This window comes from Geminicoccus sp., assembly GCF_035556675.1.
In the GTDB taxonomy this organism is placed as follows: Bacteria; Pseudomonadota; Alphaproteobacteria; order Geminicoccales; family Geminicoccaceae; genus Geminicoccus.
Genome location: NZ_DATMFZ010000329.1, coordinates 1 through 14993, shown reverse-complemented (window position 1 = coordinate 14993; position 14993 = coordinate 1). Strand labels below are relative to the sequence as shown.

Genomic DNA, 14993 nt, shown 5'->3' with positions numbered 1-14993 from the left:
CCGGCGAGCTCGGCCACCGTGTCGCGCGCGGCATGCCAGGGTGCCATGGCCAGGCCGAGCCCCAGCTCCCGGGCCAGGGCCGCCTCCACCTCGCCTCCCCTTTCTCCCAGTGACGCCAGATTGCCGCTGGCACCGGCCAGGGACACGACCGCCAGGCGCGGCCGGAGCTCCGCCAATCGGTCGAGATGACGCCGCAGCGGTGCCGCCCAGCCAGCGGCTTTCAGCCCGAACGTGGTGGGGGAGGCCAGCTGGAACCGGGTGCGGCCGGCCATGATCGTGGCGGCATGCCGCTCCGCCAGGGCGGCCAGCAGTTCGATGCTGTCGTGCAGCCTGCCGGCGATGACTTCCAGCGCTTCCGTGACCGTCAGCACCAGGGCGGTATCGACGATGTCCTGGCTGGTGGCGCCGAAATGGACATGGTCGGCATGGGCCGCCCCGACCGCCTTGCGCAGCGCCTTCACCAGGGCCGGGACCGGGACCCCGTCCCTGGCCGTACCCGCCGCCAGTTCCGCGGGCTCGATCTCCAGCGCTGCTGCCGTGGTGGCGATGGCGGCAGCGGCCGCTTGCGGGATGATGCCGAGCTCACCCTGCACGCGGGCCAGGGCCGCCTCGACCCGGAGCATCGCCCGGATCCGTGCCCGGTCGTCCAGGAGCGGGCTGACCGCCTCGTCACCGAGCAGGCCGCCGAGCATGATGGAATCGAAGGCCGAGACGCTCATCCGGCGGCAGCTTTCCCCTCAGACATCGAAGAACACGGTCTCGTCGTCGCCCTGCATCCGGATGTCGAACCGGTAGAGGCCGGGCTGGACCAGGGGGGCGATCAGCGTGTTCCGACGTGCCTCCGGCACCAGCGCCAGCACCGGGTCCGTCCCGTTCGCCGCCGCCTCGTCCGCGAAATAGATCCGGGTGAACAGGTGCAGCAGCAGGCCGCGCATGGTCAGGATGACGTTCAGATGCGGCGCCTGGCCGTCATGGCCGCCCGGCTTGATCGTGTCGAACACGAACCGGCGGGCCGGATCGGCGCCGGTCCCAGAGCGGCCGAACCCGTGAAAGGCGGTGCGGTCGGCAAAGGCGGCCGCGTCGGGATAGCGGCCATCGGCATCGGCCTGCCAGACCTCGACCATGGCATCCTCGATCAGTGCGCCGGCACCGTCGAACACCTGGCCCGTCACCTGGATCCGGGTGCCTGCCGTGTCGTCCCGGGCGATGCGCCCGTCCGCGAGCTGGTCGAAGTCGTAGCCATACTGCCGGGCGGTCAGGCCATAGGCGAAGAAGGGACCTAGCGTCTGCGACGGGGTCTGCCGGAGGCGATTGCTCATGGCGGCTATGGCTCCATCGGCGTCGCGTCCGGGCCGCGCAGCACGATGTCGAACTGGTAGGCCAGCGCCCATTCCGGCTCCGTCGCCTCGATGTCGAACCGGGCGATCAGCAGTTCGCGCGCGTCGGCGGGTACGCTGTTGTGGATCGGGTCGAGCTGGAGCAGCGGGTCGCCCGGGAAGTACATCTGGGTCACCAGCCGGCTGGCGAACCCTTGGCCGAACAGGGAGAAATGGATGTGGTTCGGCCGCCAGGCATTAGGGTGGTTGCGCCACGGATAGGCGCCCGGCTTGATCGTGAGGAAGCGGTAGCGCCCCTCCCCGTCGGTCACGCAGCGGCCGGAACCGCGGAAGTTCGGGTCGAGCGGTGCCGCGTGCTGATCGCTCTTGTGGATGTAGCGGCCGGCCGCATTGGCCTGCCAGACCTCGACCATCGTATCGCGCACGGGCCGGCCATATTCGTCCAGCACCCGGCCGGTGACGATGATCCGCTCGCCCAAAGGCTCGCCATTGCAGCGGCCGTTCTGGGTGAGGTCGGCATCCTGCGGCCCGACCCAGCCTGCGCCGAAGCGCGGCCCGCTGGTCTCGCCGAGACTATGCGGAATGCGGATCAGGGGTGCTTTGGGCCCACGCAGGCTGGTCGACTTGTAGCCCGGCTCGATCAGGCCCGGCTGGACCTCCGGCTGGAGCCGCGAAAACCCGCTCATGGCGCTTTCCCCTCCTTGGCCTCCGCCGCGGCCAGTTCGGCATAGACCTGCTTGGCCAGCCGGATCGCGCTGTTGGCGGCGGGCAGGCCGGCATAGACTGCGACATGCAGCAGCGCCTCGCGCACGTCCGCCTCGCTGGCACCGGTCTGGCGGGTGGCGCGGATATGCATCGCCAGCTCGTCGTGATGGCCGAGGGCTGCCAGCAGCGCGATGGTGACGATCGAGCGCTCGCGCGGGCTGAGATCCGGCCGGCTCCAGACGGAGCCCCAGGCCGAGCGGGTGATCAGCTCCTGGAAGGGCGCGTCGAACGCGGTGCTGCTGGCAGCCGCCCGGTCGACATGGGCATCGCCCAGGATCCTGCGGCGGACCGCCTCCCCGGTCCGTTCCAGCTCGGACGGGGCGTCAGCCATGGCGGAGCGCTTCGAGCTGGGCCCGGATGATGGCGGCCACCAGGTCGGGCCGCTCCGCCGGCGGAATGTGCCCGGTCCCCTCGATCAGCTCGAAGCTCGCACCCTTGATCAGCGCTGCCGCCGCCTGGACCAGTTCCGGCGGGGTCGCCTGGTCCTCCGAGCCGACGGCGACCCGGGTCGGGATGGCGATCCTGGGCGAGAGGTCGGTGAGGTCGGCGTCGCGGACCGCCTCGCAGGCGGCGACATAGCCCTCGACCGGGGTTCGTTCCAGCAGGGTGCGCCAAGCCGCGACCGTTTCGGGCCGTTCGCGCCGGAACGCAGCGGAGAACCAGCGCTCCATCACTGCCTCCGAGATCGCCGCCAGGCCACCCTCGCGCACGGCAGCGATGCGCGCGTCCCAGTTCGAAGCCGGCCCGATCCGGTGGCCCGTGTCGAGCAGGACGAGGCCGGCCACCAGGTCGGGCCGGGTGACGGCGAGCATCTGGCCGATCATGCCGCCGATGGACAGGCCCACCACCAGGGCAGCACGGATCTGGAGCTGGTCCATGAGCGCGGCCAGATCGGCGCTGTGCGCCTGGATGGTGCGCGAGGCGGGCCCCAGGGAGGACAGGCCATGGCCGCGCTTGTCGTAGCGGATCAGGCGGAGGCCGGCCGGCAGGCGGGACAGCACCTCGTCCCAGACCCGCAGGTCGGTGCCGAGCGAGTTCACGAACACCACCGCAGGCCCGTCCGGCGGCCCGCTCTCGACGATGTTGATGCCGCCGCCATTTATCGTGAGCTGGCGCATGACTTCCTTCCGTCAAATCGAGCCGCCCGGAGCGGCAAGACGATTGCCCGTGGACGTGTTGCTCTTGCTGCCCTTCTTTCGGCCTGATCTTTATGGCAGATGGAGTTGCTTTCGCCTGCATTCTCGATGCAGGAACGACAACCTAGGGTCCCCCTACTCCGCAGGATGCTACAGGCGCCCGGCGCTTCGGTCCACCTGCCGCACGGCCAGCCCAACCGGGTTCCCCCTCCCCTGCCCCGGATCATGCGCTGGTTCTGACGTCAGAACCGCCTCCGTTCAGCGGACGAGTGCCGTGGGCAGCTTCACGACGCTGCTGGAGATGGGTACCGCGGATCGCGACGGGCGCAGCACCAAGCCCCGGGCGGTCGCCTCGACATTGGCGTCGGGATAGACGGCCACCACGTCCTTGAGCACCTCCTTCAGCCGGAAGGCCAGCTGCCGGTGGCCACTCTCGCTGCCAAAATGCTCGCCCAGCGCATGCCAGGGAACCATGGTCTCCTTCCTCATGGTGTGCAGCCGGTAGGCCAGCCAGACATAGAGGTCGAGCGCCAGGCTGGAGCTCTTCAGCTTCGCGATGGCTTCCTCCGACAGGGGCACCGCATGGTCGATGAGGTGCTCGAAGAAGCTGTCGCTGAGCTTGACATGCCGGCCCCACTCGCCGCCGCTGCGGAACATCTCGGTCTCGTCGCTGTCGTCCCGCCACAGATGCATGCCGTCCACGATGCGCTGGTCGACCAGATGGGCTTCGCTGGCACCGCGCTCGAACCGCATGGTGAACTCGCACCGCGCGATCCGCAGAGCCTGCTCGCGCACCGGCGCATAGGATCCGCGCGGGCCGCCCGAGGTCCCCAGCCCCATCTTCTTCAGCCAGGACGCCATGGTCGGCCCCAGATCGACGATCTGGCTGCGGTTGCGCACCGCCTCGGTCTGGAAATAGATCATGATCAGGCGCGCCTTGGTCCCGTACGGCACGCCGACGGTGAGGATCCGGTCGCGCAGCGGCAGGATGCCCGGGCGGATGACGAGCTGATAGGCACCGTTGCGGCGGACCCACGGCTCGGTGGCGTTCTTGGGCTCGCGATGCGGCAGGGCTGCCTGGCAGAAGCCGGAATGCAGATAGTTGATCGCGTCCTGCTCGAGCAGCAGCGCATCATGAGCCGACTGGACGCGGCGGCGCTCCTTGGCCGTATCAGCTTCAGCGAGCATGTCGTCCAGACCGCGCAGGACGAGCTGACGATGTACTTCCGCCATTTCCTGCCTGCCCCATCCTCAGCAACTACCGGTGGATATGGTAAACACAAGCCCGGCGACATGAGAACCATGAAAGCCCGTCTGGCCAGTTCAGGCTCGCATATTCCGTATCAACTTCAGCGAAGGGGAACGACGGCAGGAAAGCATCTGCCAGGCCGGAGGTTGTTCTCCACGGACCCTATAGGAGAATTCTTGATATAGGTTCTCTATAGGAATTCGTTTCAAGTTCAGCGTGGACAACCCCCGTCCGCGTTTCGAATTCAGCGTGGAATCGATGGCCGAGGCGTTTCAGATTCAGCGACGGGCCGTTTCGAATTCAGCGTGGACAAGTCGATGGGCGTTTCAAATTCAGCGTGAACAACCTGTGGAGCGAATCGCCGGTCGTGGCGCCACTCTCAGGCCGCGTGAAGCCGGCGGGGCTTCGCTGAATTTGAAACGGCCCGGGTCGTCTGGCGTTTGTGCAACATCAACCGTCAACCATCAACGTTGACCGTTGACGGACCCCATGGGCCCGATCATCCTGCATGACCGTGCGTGCGATGGGAGAGGCGGATGCAGGGCGAGGTGATGAGGGCGCTGCGGCGCGAGCTGCGGCTCAGCCAGGCTGCCCTGAAGGACATCCTCAACACGCGCCTCGGCCGGAGCTACGACAAGCCCAGGGTGAGCCGCTGGGAGAACGGCCGCGATCCGATCCCGGACGATGTGGCGGCCGAGCTGACCGCCCTGGCGAGCGGGCGGGCGCGCGAGGCCAGGGTGATCGCACTCGCCAACCAGAAGGGCGGCGTGGGCAAGACCACCAGCGCGCTGAACCTGGCCTATGCCCTGGCCAGTCGCGGGCAGCGGGTGCTCCTGCTCGATCTCGACCCGCAGGCGACCGCCACGGTGGCGCTGCTCGCCGGCGGTGCGGTCGAGGTCCATCGCCAGGGCCAGACCATCGCCAACGTGGTCCTGCAGTCCCGCCCGCTGCAGGAGGCGATCCTGCCGGCCGGCAGCTCGATCGCCGGCCATCGCCCGCTGCCGTTCGACCTGGCGGCCAGCCATATCGAGCTGGCGGAAGTGGACAGCCGGCGCGAGCCCGGCCTGGACGTGGTGCTGCGCGAGAAGCTGGACGAGGTCCGGGCCGGCTACGACTACATCGTGATCGACGCGCCGCCCAATCTCGGCATGCTCACCTGGATGGCGCTGGCGGCTGCCCAGGACGTGATCATCCCGGTGCGCACCGAGCCCTACGACACGATGGGGGTGGGGCTGATCCTGGGCACGGTGAACAAGGTCCAGCGCCGGCTGAACCCGGGCCTCAGGCTGGCCGGGATCCTGCCGACCCAGTACAGCCGGCGCAAGGCGGTCGACCGCGAGGTGCTGGAGCATCTGGTGGTGGCGATGGGCGACAAGGGCATCGTGCTGGAGCCGGTGCCGGAGAGTGCGGTGTTCGGGCATGCGGCACGCAATGGCCGGATCGCGCTGGAAGCCTCGGCCGGCACGCCGGCGGTGGCGGTCTACGACCGGCTGGCAGCAGCCATCGCGGCCGGTGCGGACTGGCCGAAGGTGGTCGCTGAAGAGGTGACGGCGGGGGCAGGGGACTCGAGATGAGCAGGCGCAGGCAGCAGCCGTCACCCATTCTGAGCACCTCGACCTCCCTGATCGGCGAGGCGTCGGGCAGCCTGGTCACGCGGGGCAGCCGGTTCCGCCACAGCTTCGAGGCATCCATCGACCGGATCGAGCCGCATCCCGGCCAGGCGCGCACCCAGTTCGACCAGCGCGAGATCGAGGCACTCGCCGCGACCATGGCCGAGCAGGGGCAGCTCCAGCCGATCCTGCTCAGCCGGAACCCCCAGGCGAAGGACCGCTGGTTCATCGTCGCCGGCGAGCGCCGCTGGCGGGCGGCCAGGCACAATGGCTGGACCACCATCCTCGCCATCGAGCACGAGGGGAACGTCGAGGTCGCCTCGCTGATCGAGAACCTCCAGCGCGTCGACTTGACGCCCGTGGAAGAGGCGAGGGGCCTGCGGCAGCTCATCAGCGAGAAGGGCTACAACCAGACGACCGCCGCGGCGGCCCTGGGCAAGTCCAAGGCCGAGGTGAGCGCCATCCTGCGCATCCTCACCCTGCCGGACGAGGTGCTGGAATCGGTTCTGACGTCAGAACTGCGCATCGCCAAGAACGCGCTGATCGAGCTCGCCCGCATCGAGGACCGGGCCGCCCGGGACCGGCTGATCAGGCTGGCCCGCCAGGGCATGCTCACGGTCAGGGCCATCCGCGAGGCCCAGGACCAGGACCACCCGGACGGCAAGCATGCGCAGGACGAGCCACGGCCGCAGCGGCGCACGACGGCGGATGGCGTGGTGCCGGTCCGGCTGGTCGACCGCCTCAGCCGGAACATCCTGGCAGCCCGCAGCGCCGGCCGCACCCTCGCCCCCGCCGAACGCGAGCGGCTCGCCCGCCTCCGCGACGAGATCGATCAACTTCTGGGCAACAGGTCCGGCACCTGATCGTTGTGCGTCGATGCTTGGGAATATGATGATTTACTTGCGTGCATCATGATGATCCCATGCTGGAACTTCGACGTGATCGTCGCAAAGGCGAGGTGCGGGTCATCCGGGACGCAGCGGTCTCGCCGCGCAGCCTTCAGCCGGACCCGTCGCGGCGGTGTGCGCGAAGGCGGCTTGGCGTGGGCAAGCCCGGCGATCTTGCCTAGTCTTGCGGGCGACGAACCCGCCGCAGCGGCTCCCAGCAAGCGGAAGCGATCATGGCACTGGTAAAGACGTCGGCACTGGCGGGCAGGGAGCGGTCGCCCGCCAAGCCCGAGGCGGAAGCGGAAGCGGCGGTGCCTGCGTCGCCTAAACGGCACCGCACGCCGCGTGCCGCCGGATCCGTCCAGACCGCGGTCGAGCGCATCGGCGCTGCCACGGAGGAACTGGCGAGCGGCGTCGCGGAGGCGTCCACGGCGGCCGAGGAGCTCGGCCGGGCGATGGAGCAGATCGCGAGTGCGGCCGAAGAGGCGGCCGGCGCATCGCACCAGTCCCTGGCCGCGATCATGGGGCTCGTCACCGCGTTCGGGCAGGCGCGCGAGCGGGCGGACCAGGCGCGGGCCGAGGCCCTGGCCCTGCAGACGCAGCTGACGGAAACGGCCGGCCAGATCGGGGGAACGGCCGGGGCGGTGGAGGTGAACGCGCAGCGTCAGCTCCGTTCGGTCGACGTCATCGCGAAGCTGGAGCAGCAGGCGGGCGATATCGGCGAGGTCACCAAGGCCGTCGCCGACATCTCGGACCAGACCAGCCTCGTGGCGCTGAATGCCGCGATCGAGGCGGCGCGGGCCGGCGATCATGGCCGGGGCTTCGCCGTGGTCGCCGACGAGGTCCGCAGCCTCGCCGATGTTTCGGAAAAGCGCTCCCGCGAGGTGCAGACGCTGGCCGACCGGATCTCCGGGGAGGTGCGGACCATCGCCGAGCGCATCCGCACCACCGCGGCCGTCGCGACGGAGGAGGCTGCCGGGGCACGGGCGGTATCGGCAGGGCTGGATGTCGCCCGCGCCAGCCTGGCGGCCCTGGTCGAGAGCAGCCAGGCGATCCTGCTGGCGGCAGCCGAGGCGGATGCCGCCGCCCGCGAGGCGCACCAGGGTGCGGAGAACATCGCGGGTGCGGCCGAAGAACAGTCCGCCGCCGCGGCCCAGGCGCAGCGATCGGTGCAGCAGCAGGGCACCGCACTCCATCAGAGCCAGAAGGCAGCCGAAGCCCTGGCGAAGCTGGCAGAGCGTCTGCAATCGCAGGATCAGAGCGCGGATCTGGCCCAGCAGCTGGGGGCTGCGGCCGAGGAACTGTCGGCGACGGTGCAGGAGCTGGCCGGGGCTGCCGGCGAGATCCTGACGGCGGTCGACCAGATCAGCCAGGGCGCGCAGGTCCAGGCGGCGGCGACCCAGCAATCCAGCTCGGCGATGGCACAGATCCAGAAGGCCGCAGCCGCCACGGGCGAGGCCGCGCGACAGGCACTCGCCGGCATCGAGGCGGTGCAGGCCCGGCTGCAGGACAGCCGCCGGTCGGTCGCGAAGCTGACCGAGGGGGTAGGCGCTGCCCTGGCCGAGACGGGCGCCATCCTGGGCCTGATCGAGGTTCTGGAAGACGCCGGCAGGCAGATCGAGAAGATCGTCGACAGCATCGCCATGATCGCCCTGCAGACGACCATGCTCGCCGTGAGCGGCTCGGTGGAAGCCGCGCGGGCCGGCGCGCAGGGGCAGGGCTTTGCCGTGGTTTCGGCGGACATCCGCAACCTCGCCCGGGATTCCGCCGACAATGCCGATCGCGCCAAGGACCTGGTCCGCCTCGTGCAGGTCCAGGTGGCTGCGGTGCGCCGGGACCTGGAGCAGATCGTCGTCTACTCCGAGGCCGAGATCCAGAAGAGCCGGCTGATCAACGAGCGGCTGGCCCTGCTGGAGGCCACCGCCGAGAGCCTGCGCGCCGGCAATGCCGAGATCGCGGCCTTTGTCGGGACGATCATCGACAGCACGAGGGAAGTCCTGTCCGGCGTCCAGCAGGTCGCGGCGGCGGCGGAAGAAGCCGGCGGTGCTGCCGCCGAGGCCGCGACCGCCGCGCGTCAGCAGGCCACGGGTGCCGAGAACCTGGCGGCGGCGATCGAGGAGATCGCCCTGCTCGCCGACGAACTCGAGAAGGCGGAAGCCTGACTTGGCAACGCCCCCGAGCCCGGGGCCGCTTGGTCCAGGCGCGCATCAGGCGCTGACGTTTCGCGTGGGCGAGACGCGGTTCGCCGTGCCTGCCGGCGACATCGCCGAGGTGTGCCGCCGGCCGAAGATCACGCGGGTTCCCCATGCGCCGGCAGGCTTGGCCGGAGTGGCCAATCTGCGTGGCGCGGTGGTGCCCGTCATCTCCCTGGCCGGGCTGCTGGGACAGGAGGAAGCACCCGCCACGGCGGCATCGAGGCTCTTGCTGCTGGAACTGGACGAGCCGGTGAGCGTGGCCGTGGACGAGGTGGGTGCGCTGACCCGGCTGGATACTGCCTCGCCCCACATGGCGGGGTCGCAGCCGGGCCATCTTCATGTTCAGGGCGAGGCGGCCGTCCGGCTGGTCGACCTGAACGATCTCCTGCGGCGGGACTTCGCGGCGCTCGCCAGGCATGGCCGAAGGGGGCGGCTGGCAGCGCAGGCCACCGATGCTCCCGGGCCGACCGCCCCGGAACTGGTGTTCGTGACGTTCGGCCTGGCCGGCCAAGCCTATGCGCTGCCGATTGCGGAGGTCGGCGAGGTCCTGGCACTGCCGCCGCACATCCTGGCCATGCCCCGGACCGACGCTGCGATGCTGGGCGTGGTGGCCTTGCGCGAGACCCTGCTGCCGGTGGTCTCGCTGCGGGCCCTGCTGGGCTTCGAGCAGGGGGCACCCGACCGGGATGCCCGCATCGTCGTGGCGCGGGTCGGAGATACGCGGGTCGGCCTCGTGGTCGACCGGCTGCAGGCGATCCTCCGGGCCCCGCCGGCCACGGTGGCGCCCGTGCCGGCGGTGCTGAACCGGGGGCCGGGCGAGGCGCGGATCCAGTCCATCTGCCGGCTGCCGGGCAAAGCGGGCCTGGTGTCGATCCTGTCGGCCGAGCGTCTGTTCCGCGACGACACCGTGACCCATCTTCTCGCCGAGGGGCGTCAGCAGACGGAGTTGGGGTTGGACGCGGATGATGGTGCGCAGGAGCAGATCGTGGTGTTCCGGCTGGGCCAGGAGGAATACGGACTGCCGGTGGCTGCCGTGGACGAGGTGTTACGGCTGCCGGCGACGCTGACGCGGGTGCCCCGCGCACCCGGCTTCATCGAGGGCGTGATGAACCATCGCGGCAGGGTGCTGCCGATCATCGAGCAGCGGCGCCGCTTCGGAGTGGCGGGGGAGGCGGCCGGAAGCCAGCGGCGGGTGATCGTGACCACGATCGGCGACCGCCAGGCCGGCTTCGTCGTCGACACCGTGTCGGAGATCCTGAGCGTTGCGGCGGACCAGCTGCAGGCGACGCCGGAGCTTGCGGCCGATGGCCGTCGGATGTTCGACCGCGTCGCCAATCTCGACATGGATGGCCGCATCATCCTGCTGGTCGATCCGCAGGAGCTCCTGGATCGCGCCGAGCGCGACCTGCTGGCGGCGCTGGACGGCGCGGGCGCGGCCGGGTCGTGACGCGTCTGCTCGTCGTCGACGATTCCGCCCTGATGCGCCGGCTGCTGGGCGAATTGTTCACCCGTGCCGGCGGCTTCGAGATCGCCTTTGCCCGCGATGGCCTGGACGCCCTGCGCCAGCTCCACCAGTTCCGGCCCGACGTCGTCACCCTGGACGTCCACATGCCGGAGATGGACGGGCTTGCCTGCCTCGACCGGATCATGGTCGAGCGCCCATGCCCGGTCGTGATGGTCTCCGCCATGACCGGGGAGGGTGCCGAGGTGACCCTCGAGGCGCTGAGCCTGGGTGCCGTCGACTTCATCCCCAAGCCCACCGGCGCCATCTCGCTGAAGATGGACCTGCTCGGGCCGAAGCTGGTCGAGAAGGTGCGGGCCGCGGCACGGGCACGCCTGCCCAAGGCACGCCGCCTGGCCGAGCGCCTGCGGCTGCGCCGCCGCGAACCCAGGCAGCGGCCGGCACCGGTACGGCCGGTCCTGGCCGTGCCGGCGGACATGACGGACCTGCCGCCGCTGCCGGGCGAGGTCGAGGGTGCCGTGCTGGTGGGCTGCTCCACGGGCGGCCCGCCGGCCCTGGATGCCCTCCTGGCGCCGCTGCCGGCGGACTTCCCATGGCCGATCCTGGTGGCGCAGCACATGCCGGCGAGCTTCACCGGGCCGCTGGCCCGGCGCCTGGACAAGCTCTGTGCCCTGACTGTCCTCGAAGTAGTGCAGCCGGTCCCGCTGGCACCCGGCCATGTCTACATCGCCAAAGGCGAAGCCGACCTGATCCTCGGCCGGCGGCCGGCCGGGCTGATGGCGCTGCCAGCCCCTGCCGGGGCCGGCTACCGCTGGCATCCCAGCACCGACCGCCTGGTGGCCAGCGCCATCGAGCAGGTCGGGGCAAAGCGCCTGATCGGCATCCTGATGACCGGCATGGGCAATGACGGTGCCGCCGCCATGACGGCACTGCGCCATGCCGGCGGGCGCACCATCGCCGAGGCCGAGGAGACGGCGGTCGTCTGGGGCATGCCCGGCGAGCTGGTCCATGCCGGCGGAGCGGAGTTCGTGGTCCCGCTGGGCGGGATCGCCGCCTGCCTTCTCGAGCTGATCCCGGCCCGATGAGCATGCCCGCCCTGCCGGACGAGCCCCCGTTCCTGAGTGCCCAGGACCTGCAGCTCCTGTGCGACTTCCTTTATGCCGAGACCGGCATGATGTTCAGCGAGGCCAAGCGCTATTACATCGACCGCCGGCTGGCCGAACGCATGGCGGAGACCGGTGCTGCGGACTTTTCCGCCTATTTCGCCCATCTGCGCGCCAGCCGTGCCGAGACCGAGCAGCTGATCAACCGGTTCACGGTCAACGAGACCTATTTCTACCGGGAGCAGCACCAGCTGCGCTGCCTGAGCCGCGATCTGCTCCCGGAGATCGTCGCCACGCGGGGGGCCGGCGACAAGGTCCGGATCTGGTCGGTGCCCTGCTCCACCGGCGAGGAAGCCTATTCGATCGCACTCTGGCTGCTCGAGAACTGGCGGATGGTGGACGCCTACCATGTCGAGATCGTGGGGTCCGACATCGACACCCGGGTGCTGCGCGCGGCACGCGCCGGCAGGTATGGCGAGCGCGCGCTGGCCCGCCTGCCGGAGGACGTGCGCCAGGCCTATTTCGAGCCGGTGGGACAGGGCCGCTGGCGGCTGATCGACGACCTCTTGGAATCGGTCACCTTCACCAGCGCCAACCTGGTCGACGCCGCGTCGATGGCCGCCAACGGCACGTTCGACGTCGTCTTCTGCCGCAACGTCCTGATCTATTTCGACGACGTCTCGCGCCGGCTGGCCGCCCGCAACCTGTTCGACCGGCTGAACCCGGGCGGCTTCATCTGCCTGGGTCATTCCGAATCGATGATGCGGATCACCGACCGGTTCAGGCTGCGCCGCTTCCACGACGCGATCGTCTACCAGCGTCCGGCCGATACCCAGGATGGATGAGCTTCTCGAACAGTTCCTGATCGAGGGGCCGGAGCTGGTGCAGCAGGCCGGCGACGCCCTCCTGGCGCTGGAACGGCGGCCCGAGGATTCAGCCCTGGTCGACAGCGCCTTCCGGGCCGTCCACACCCTCAAGGGCTCTGCCGGCCTGTTCGACTTCCCGCCCATGGGCCTGCTCCTGCACGCCGCCGAGGACCTGCTGGGCGCCATCCGTGCCGGGCGGCGGGCGGTGGACCGCGACACGGTCGACGAGCTGGTCGGGGTGATCGGGCAGACCGACCGGTGGCTGACCGCGATCGGCAGCACCGGCGCGCTGCCCGAGGACGCCGGAGCCGCGGCCGCACGCCTGGTGGCGACGCTGCGGGCGCGCTCGAGCGACGACCCGGCACAGCACGGATCCGTCGAGACAGTACCCTCGGAGCCGGAAGCGGCATGGATCCGGACGCTGCTCGCCAGCCGAGGGGACGAGGTGCCCGTTTCTGGCGATGCGCTGGTGGCGGTGCGCTACGTCCCCGACCGGAACTGCTTCTTCAACGGCGACGACCCGCTGGAGATCGCCCGGCGCGTCCCGGGCCTGGCGGCCCTGCGCGTGGCGCTGCAGGACGAGCAGCCGAACCTGGCGGAATACGACCCGTTCGCCTGCAACCTCGTGGTCGAGCTGCTGTCCTCAGCATCGCCGGACGAGGTGAAGGCTGCGTTTCGCTTCGTCCCGGACCAGGTGCAGATCGTTGCGGTGGCAGTGCCGGCCACGCCTGCCGAGGAAGGTCAGACCAAGCGCAGCGCCCCCGAGGCGGCCAGCCGGTCCCTGCGGGTGGACGCCAGCCGGATCGATGCCCTGGCGGAGATCGTGGGCGAGCTCGTGGTCGCGAAGAACAGCCTGGCCGAGCTGGCGACGCAGCTCGCCGCCGGGCTCGATCCCCGGGCCGCGGCCGGGGCCCTGGCCGATCGGCACGCCGCCATCGACCGGCTGGTCGGCCGGCTGCACCGCGCGGTCCTGGGTGTACGGCTGGTGCCGATGACGCCGCTGCTGCGGCGCTTCCCCCGCCTGGTGCGGGAAACTGCGGCCAGCCTCGGCAAGGAGGTCGAGCTGTCGGTGGAGGGCGATGACGTCGAGGTCGACAAATCGGTCCTGGACGGGCTGTTCGAGCCGCTCACCCACCTCTTGCGCAACGCCGTGGATCACGGCGTCGAGCCGGCCGAGCAGCGCCGCCGTGCCGGCAAGCCTGCCCGCGCCAGCCTGCGGCTCGCCGCCCGGCAGGCGGGCGATCATGTCGTGATCGAGGTGTCCGACGATGGGCGCGGGATCGACCCGGCCACGATCCGGCGGGTCGCTGCCGAGCGGCAGGTCATGGGCAGCGACGCGCTCGATGCGCTGCGCGACGATGCCGTGCTCGACCTCGTCTTCCGGCCGGGCTTTTCCACCGCGTCCGCGGTGACCGATGTTTCCGGCCGCGGCGTCGGCATGGACGCCGTGCGCACCGCGATCGGCCGGCTGGGCGGAAGGGTGGCATTGGCGAGCCGGCCGGGCCAGGGCACGACCGTCCGGCTGACCTTGCCGGTGAACCTGGTCCTCGCGAAGGTCCTGATGGTGTCCTGCGCCGGCGAGACCTATGGCGTGCCCATGGACAGCGTCGTGGCCACGACCCGGATCGCCCCGGATCGCCTGCTGCCGGTGCGCGCTGGCCAGGTGTTCATCCTGCGCGACCAGCCCGTGCCGCTGCTGCAGCTGGCCGACCTGCTGCACGTCCAGGAAACGGTGGAACGGCAAGAAGACCGGCTGGTCCTGGTGATCCGCGCCGGCCCGGATCTGGTCGGCATCGGGATCGACGGGTTCCTCGGCCATACCGACGTCCTGCTGCGGCCGATGACCGGCCTGCTCGCGGCGATGCCGGGGGTGCTGGGGACCACCATCCTGGGCGATGGCCAGGTGATGATGGTGCTCGATCTCGCGGAGCTCGCCAGATGACCGTGCGGCTCGTGGGCGAGGTGATCCATCTGGAGGGGACCTGCCCGGTCGAGGAGGCGGAGGCCCTGCTGGCGCTGGTCCAGGCCGGGCCCGACCGGCCGGTCGACCTCGCCTTTTGCCGTCACCTGCACGGTGCGGTGCTGCAGGTCCTCCTGGCGTTCCGCCCGCGGATCCAGGGCCCCAGCGAGGATCCCTTCATCCGGGACTGGATTATTGCTGCACTGCAACAAACATGAGCGGCCATGCATGGCCTGATCGGCGGCAATGCGCTTATGTCGGGTGGCTTGTGCCGCCACCCATTTTACGGCGTCTCACCGGGGCTAGGAGAAAGATGGAGACCAGGATTCTGATCGTCGACGACAGCAAGCTCGCGCGCATCGTCGTGGGCAAGGCGGTGGCGGCCTTGCAGCCGGACTGGATCCGCATCGAGGCCGCCGATGC

At 70.2% G+C, this 14993-nt stretch carries 14 protein-coding genes and 1 pseudogene; 9 read left to right on the top strand and 6 right to left on the bottom strand.

Annotation, left to right across the window (positions count from 1 at the left end):
* The 6 genes from VNS22_RS23395 to VNS22_RS23370 form a co-directional block, all read right to left on the bottom strand.
* On the bottom strand, nucleotides 1-719 hold a 719-nt coding region (locus tag VNS22_RS23395; protein ID WP_325736791.1), incomplete at its 3' end, for a lyase family protein.
* 18 nt (nucleotides 720-737) lie between these two features.
* Nucleotides 738-1319, bottom strand: a complete 582-nt coding sequence (gene pcaG / locus VNS22_RS23390; RefSeq protein WP_325736790.1) for a protocatechuate 3,4-dioxygenase subunit alpha — start codon at nucleotides 1317-1319, stop codon at nucleotides 738-740.
* Nucleotides 1320-1324: 5 nt separating this feature from the next.
* Complete coding sequence (gene pcaH, locus VNS22_RS23385; RefSeq protein WP_325736788.1) at nucleotides 1325-2023, bottom strand: protocatechuate 3,4-dioxygenase subunit beta; 699 nt, start codon at nucleotides 2021-2023, stop codon at nucleotides 1325-1327.
* Complete coding sequence (gene pcaC / locus VNS22_RS23380; protein WP_325736787.1) at nucleotides 2020-2433, bottom strand: 4-carboxymuconolactone decarboxylase; 414 nt, start codon at nucleotides 2431-2433, stop codon at nucleotides 2020-2022. Before pcaC ends, pcaH begins: the two co-directional genes overlap by 4 nt.
* Nucleotides 2426-3220 (bottom strand): 3-oxoadipate enol-lactonase, encoded by a 795-nt coding sequence (gene pcaD, locus VNS22_RS23375; protein ID WP_325736786.1) that lies wholly within the window; start codon nucleotides 3218-3220, stop codon nucleotides 2426-2428. Before pcaD ends, pcaC begins: the two co-directional genes overlap by 8 nt.
* A 276-nt stretch (nucleotides 3221-3496) precedes the next feature.
* A complete protein-coding gene (locus VNS22_RS23370; RefSeq protein ID WP_325736785.1) occupies nucleotides 3497-4471 on the bottom strand; it encodes a replication protein RepA in 975 nt (324 codons plus the stop codon).
* Between the two features lie 552 nt (nucleotides 4472-5023).
* Here VNS22_RS23370 and VNS22_RS23365 point away from each other — a divergent pair.
* The 9 genes and pseudogenes from VNS22_RS23365 to VNS22_RS28435 form a co-directional block, all read left to right on the top strand.
* The gene (locus VNS22_RS23365; protein ID WP_325736784.1) at nucleotides 5024-6061 is read left to right on the top strand and encodes an AAA family ATPase; all 1038 of its coding nucleotides are present in this window, start codon (nucleotides 5024-5026) and stop codon (nucleotides 6059-6061) included.
* Nucleotides 6058-6960 (top strand): ParB/RepB/Spo0J family partition protein, encoded by a 903-nt coding sequence (locus tag VNS22_RS23360; RefSeq protein ID WP_325736783.1) that lies wholly within the window; start codon nucleotides 6058-6060, stop codon nucleotides 6958-6960. The genes VNS22_RS23365 and VNS22_RS23360 overlap by 4 nt, the downstream gene beginning before the upstream one ends.
* Nucleotides 6961-7217: 257 nt before the next feature.
* On the top strand, nucleotides 7218-9146 hold the full coding sequence (locus VNS22_RS23355; RefSeq protein WP_325736781.1) for a methyl-accepting chemotaxis protein: 1929 nt from the start codon (nucleotides 7218-7220) through the stop codon (nucleotides 9144-9146).
* 1 nt (nucleotide 9147) lies between these two features.
* Nucleotides 9148-10626 carry a chemotaxis protein CheW gene (locus VNS22_RS23350; RefSeq protein ID WP_325736779.1) on the top strand — a complete coding sequence of 493 codons (1479 nt, stop codon included), beginning with the start codon at nucleotides 9148-9150 and terminating at the stop codon, nucleotides 10624-10626.
* Nucleotides 10623-11726, top strand: coding sequence for a chemotaxis-specific protein-glutamate methyltransferase CheB (cheB, locus tag VNS22_RS23345; protein WP_325736777.1), 1104 nt, complete (start codon nucleotides 10623-10625; stop codon nucleotides 11724-11726). The genes VNS22_RS23350 and cheB overlap by 4 nt, the downstream gene beginning before the upstream one ends.
* The gene (locus tag VNS22_RS23340) at nucleotides 11723-12589 is read left to right on the top strand and encodes a protein-glutamate O-methyltransferase CheR (protein WP_325736776.1); all 867 of its coding nucleotides are present in this window, start codon (nucleotides 11723-11725) and stop codon (nucleotides 12587-12589) included. The genes cheB and VNS22_RS23340 overlap by 4 nt, the downstream gene beginning before the upstream one ends.
* Nucleotides 12582-14552, top strand: coding sequence for a chemotaxis protein CheA (locus tag VNS22_RS23335; RefSeq protein WP_325736774.1), 1971 nt, complete (start codon nucleotides 12582-12584; stop codon nucleotides 14550-14552). The genes VNS22_RS23340 and VNS22_RS23335 overlap by 8 nt, the downstream gene beginning before the upstream one ends.
* Complete coding sequence (locus tag VNS22_RS23330; protein ID WP_325736772.1) at nucleotides 14549-14788, top strand: hypothetical protein; 240 nt, start codon at nucleotides 14549-14551, stop codon at nucleotides 14786-14788. Before VNS22_RS23335 ends, VNS22_RS23330 begins: the two co-directional genes overlap by 4 nt.
* A 95-nt stretch (nucleotides 14789-14883) precedes the next feature.
* Nucleotides 14884-14993, top strand: a pseudogene (locus VNS22_RS28435) (response regulator); the annotation flags it as partial.

What these genes read in the sequence shown, in the direction of transcription:
- pcaG (WP_325736790.1), bottom strand. Translation starts at nt 1,319, where the DNA reads ATGAGCAATCGCCTCCGGCAGACCCCGTCGCAGACGCTAGGTCCCTTC.
- pcaH (WP_325736788.1), bottom strand. Translation starts at nt 2,023, where the DNA reads ATGAGCGGGTTTTCGCGGCTCCAGCCGGAGGTCCAGCCGGGCCTGATC.
- pcaC (WP_325736787.1), bottom strand. Translation starts at nt 2,433, where the DNA reads ATGGCTGACGCCCCGTCCGAGCTGGAACGGACCGGGGAGGCGGTCCGC.
- pcaD (WP_325736786.1), bottom strand. Translation starts at nt 3,220, where the DNA reads ATGCGCCAGCTCACGATAAATGGCGGCGGCATCAACATCGTCGAGAGC.
- VNS22_RS23370 (WP_325736785.1), bottom strand. Translation starts at nt 4,471, where the DNA reads ATGGCGGAAGTACATCGTCAGCTCGTCCTGCGCGGTCTGGACGACATG.
- VNS22_RS23365 (WP_325736784.1), top strand. Translation starts at nt 5,024, where the DNA reads ATGCAGGGCGAGGTGATGAGGGCGCTGCGGCGCGAGCTGCGGCTCAGC.
- VNS22_RS23360 (WP_325736783.1), top strand. Translation starts at nt 6,058, where the DNA reads ATGAGCAGGCGCAGGCAGCAGCCGTCACCCATTCTGAGCACCTCGACC.
- VNS22_RS23355 (WP_325736781.1), top strand. Translation starts at nt 7,218, where the DNA reads ATGGCACTGGTAAAGACGTCGGCACTGGCGGGCAGGGAGCGGTCGCCC.
- VNS22_RS23340 (WP_325736776.1), top strand. Translation starts at nt 11,723, where the DNA reads ATGAGCATGCCCGCCCTGCCGGACGAGCCCCCGTTCCTGAGTGCCCAG.
- VNS22_RS23335 (WP_325736774.1), top strand. Translation starts at nt 12,582, where the DNA reads ATGGATGAGCTTCTCGAACAGTTCCTGATCGAGGGGCCGGAGCTGGTG.
- VNS22_RS23330 (WP_325736772.1), top strand. Translation starts at nt 14,549, where the DNA reads ATGACCGTGCGGCTCGTGGGCGAGGTGATCCATCTGGAGGGGACCTGC.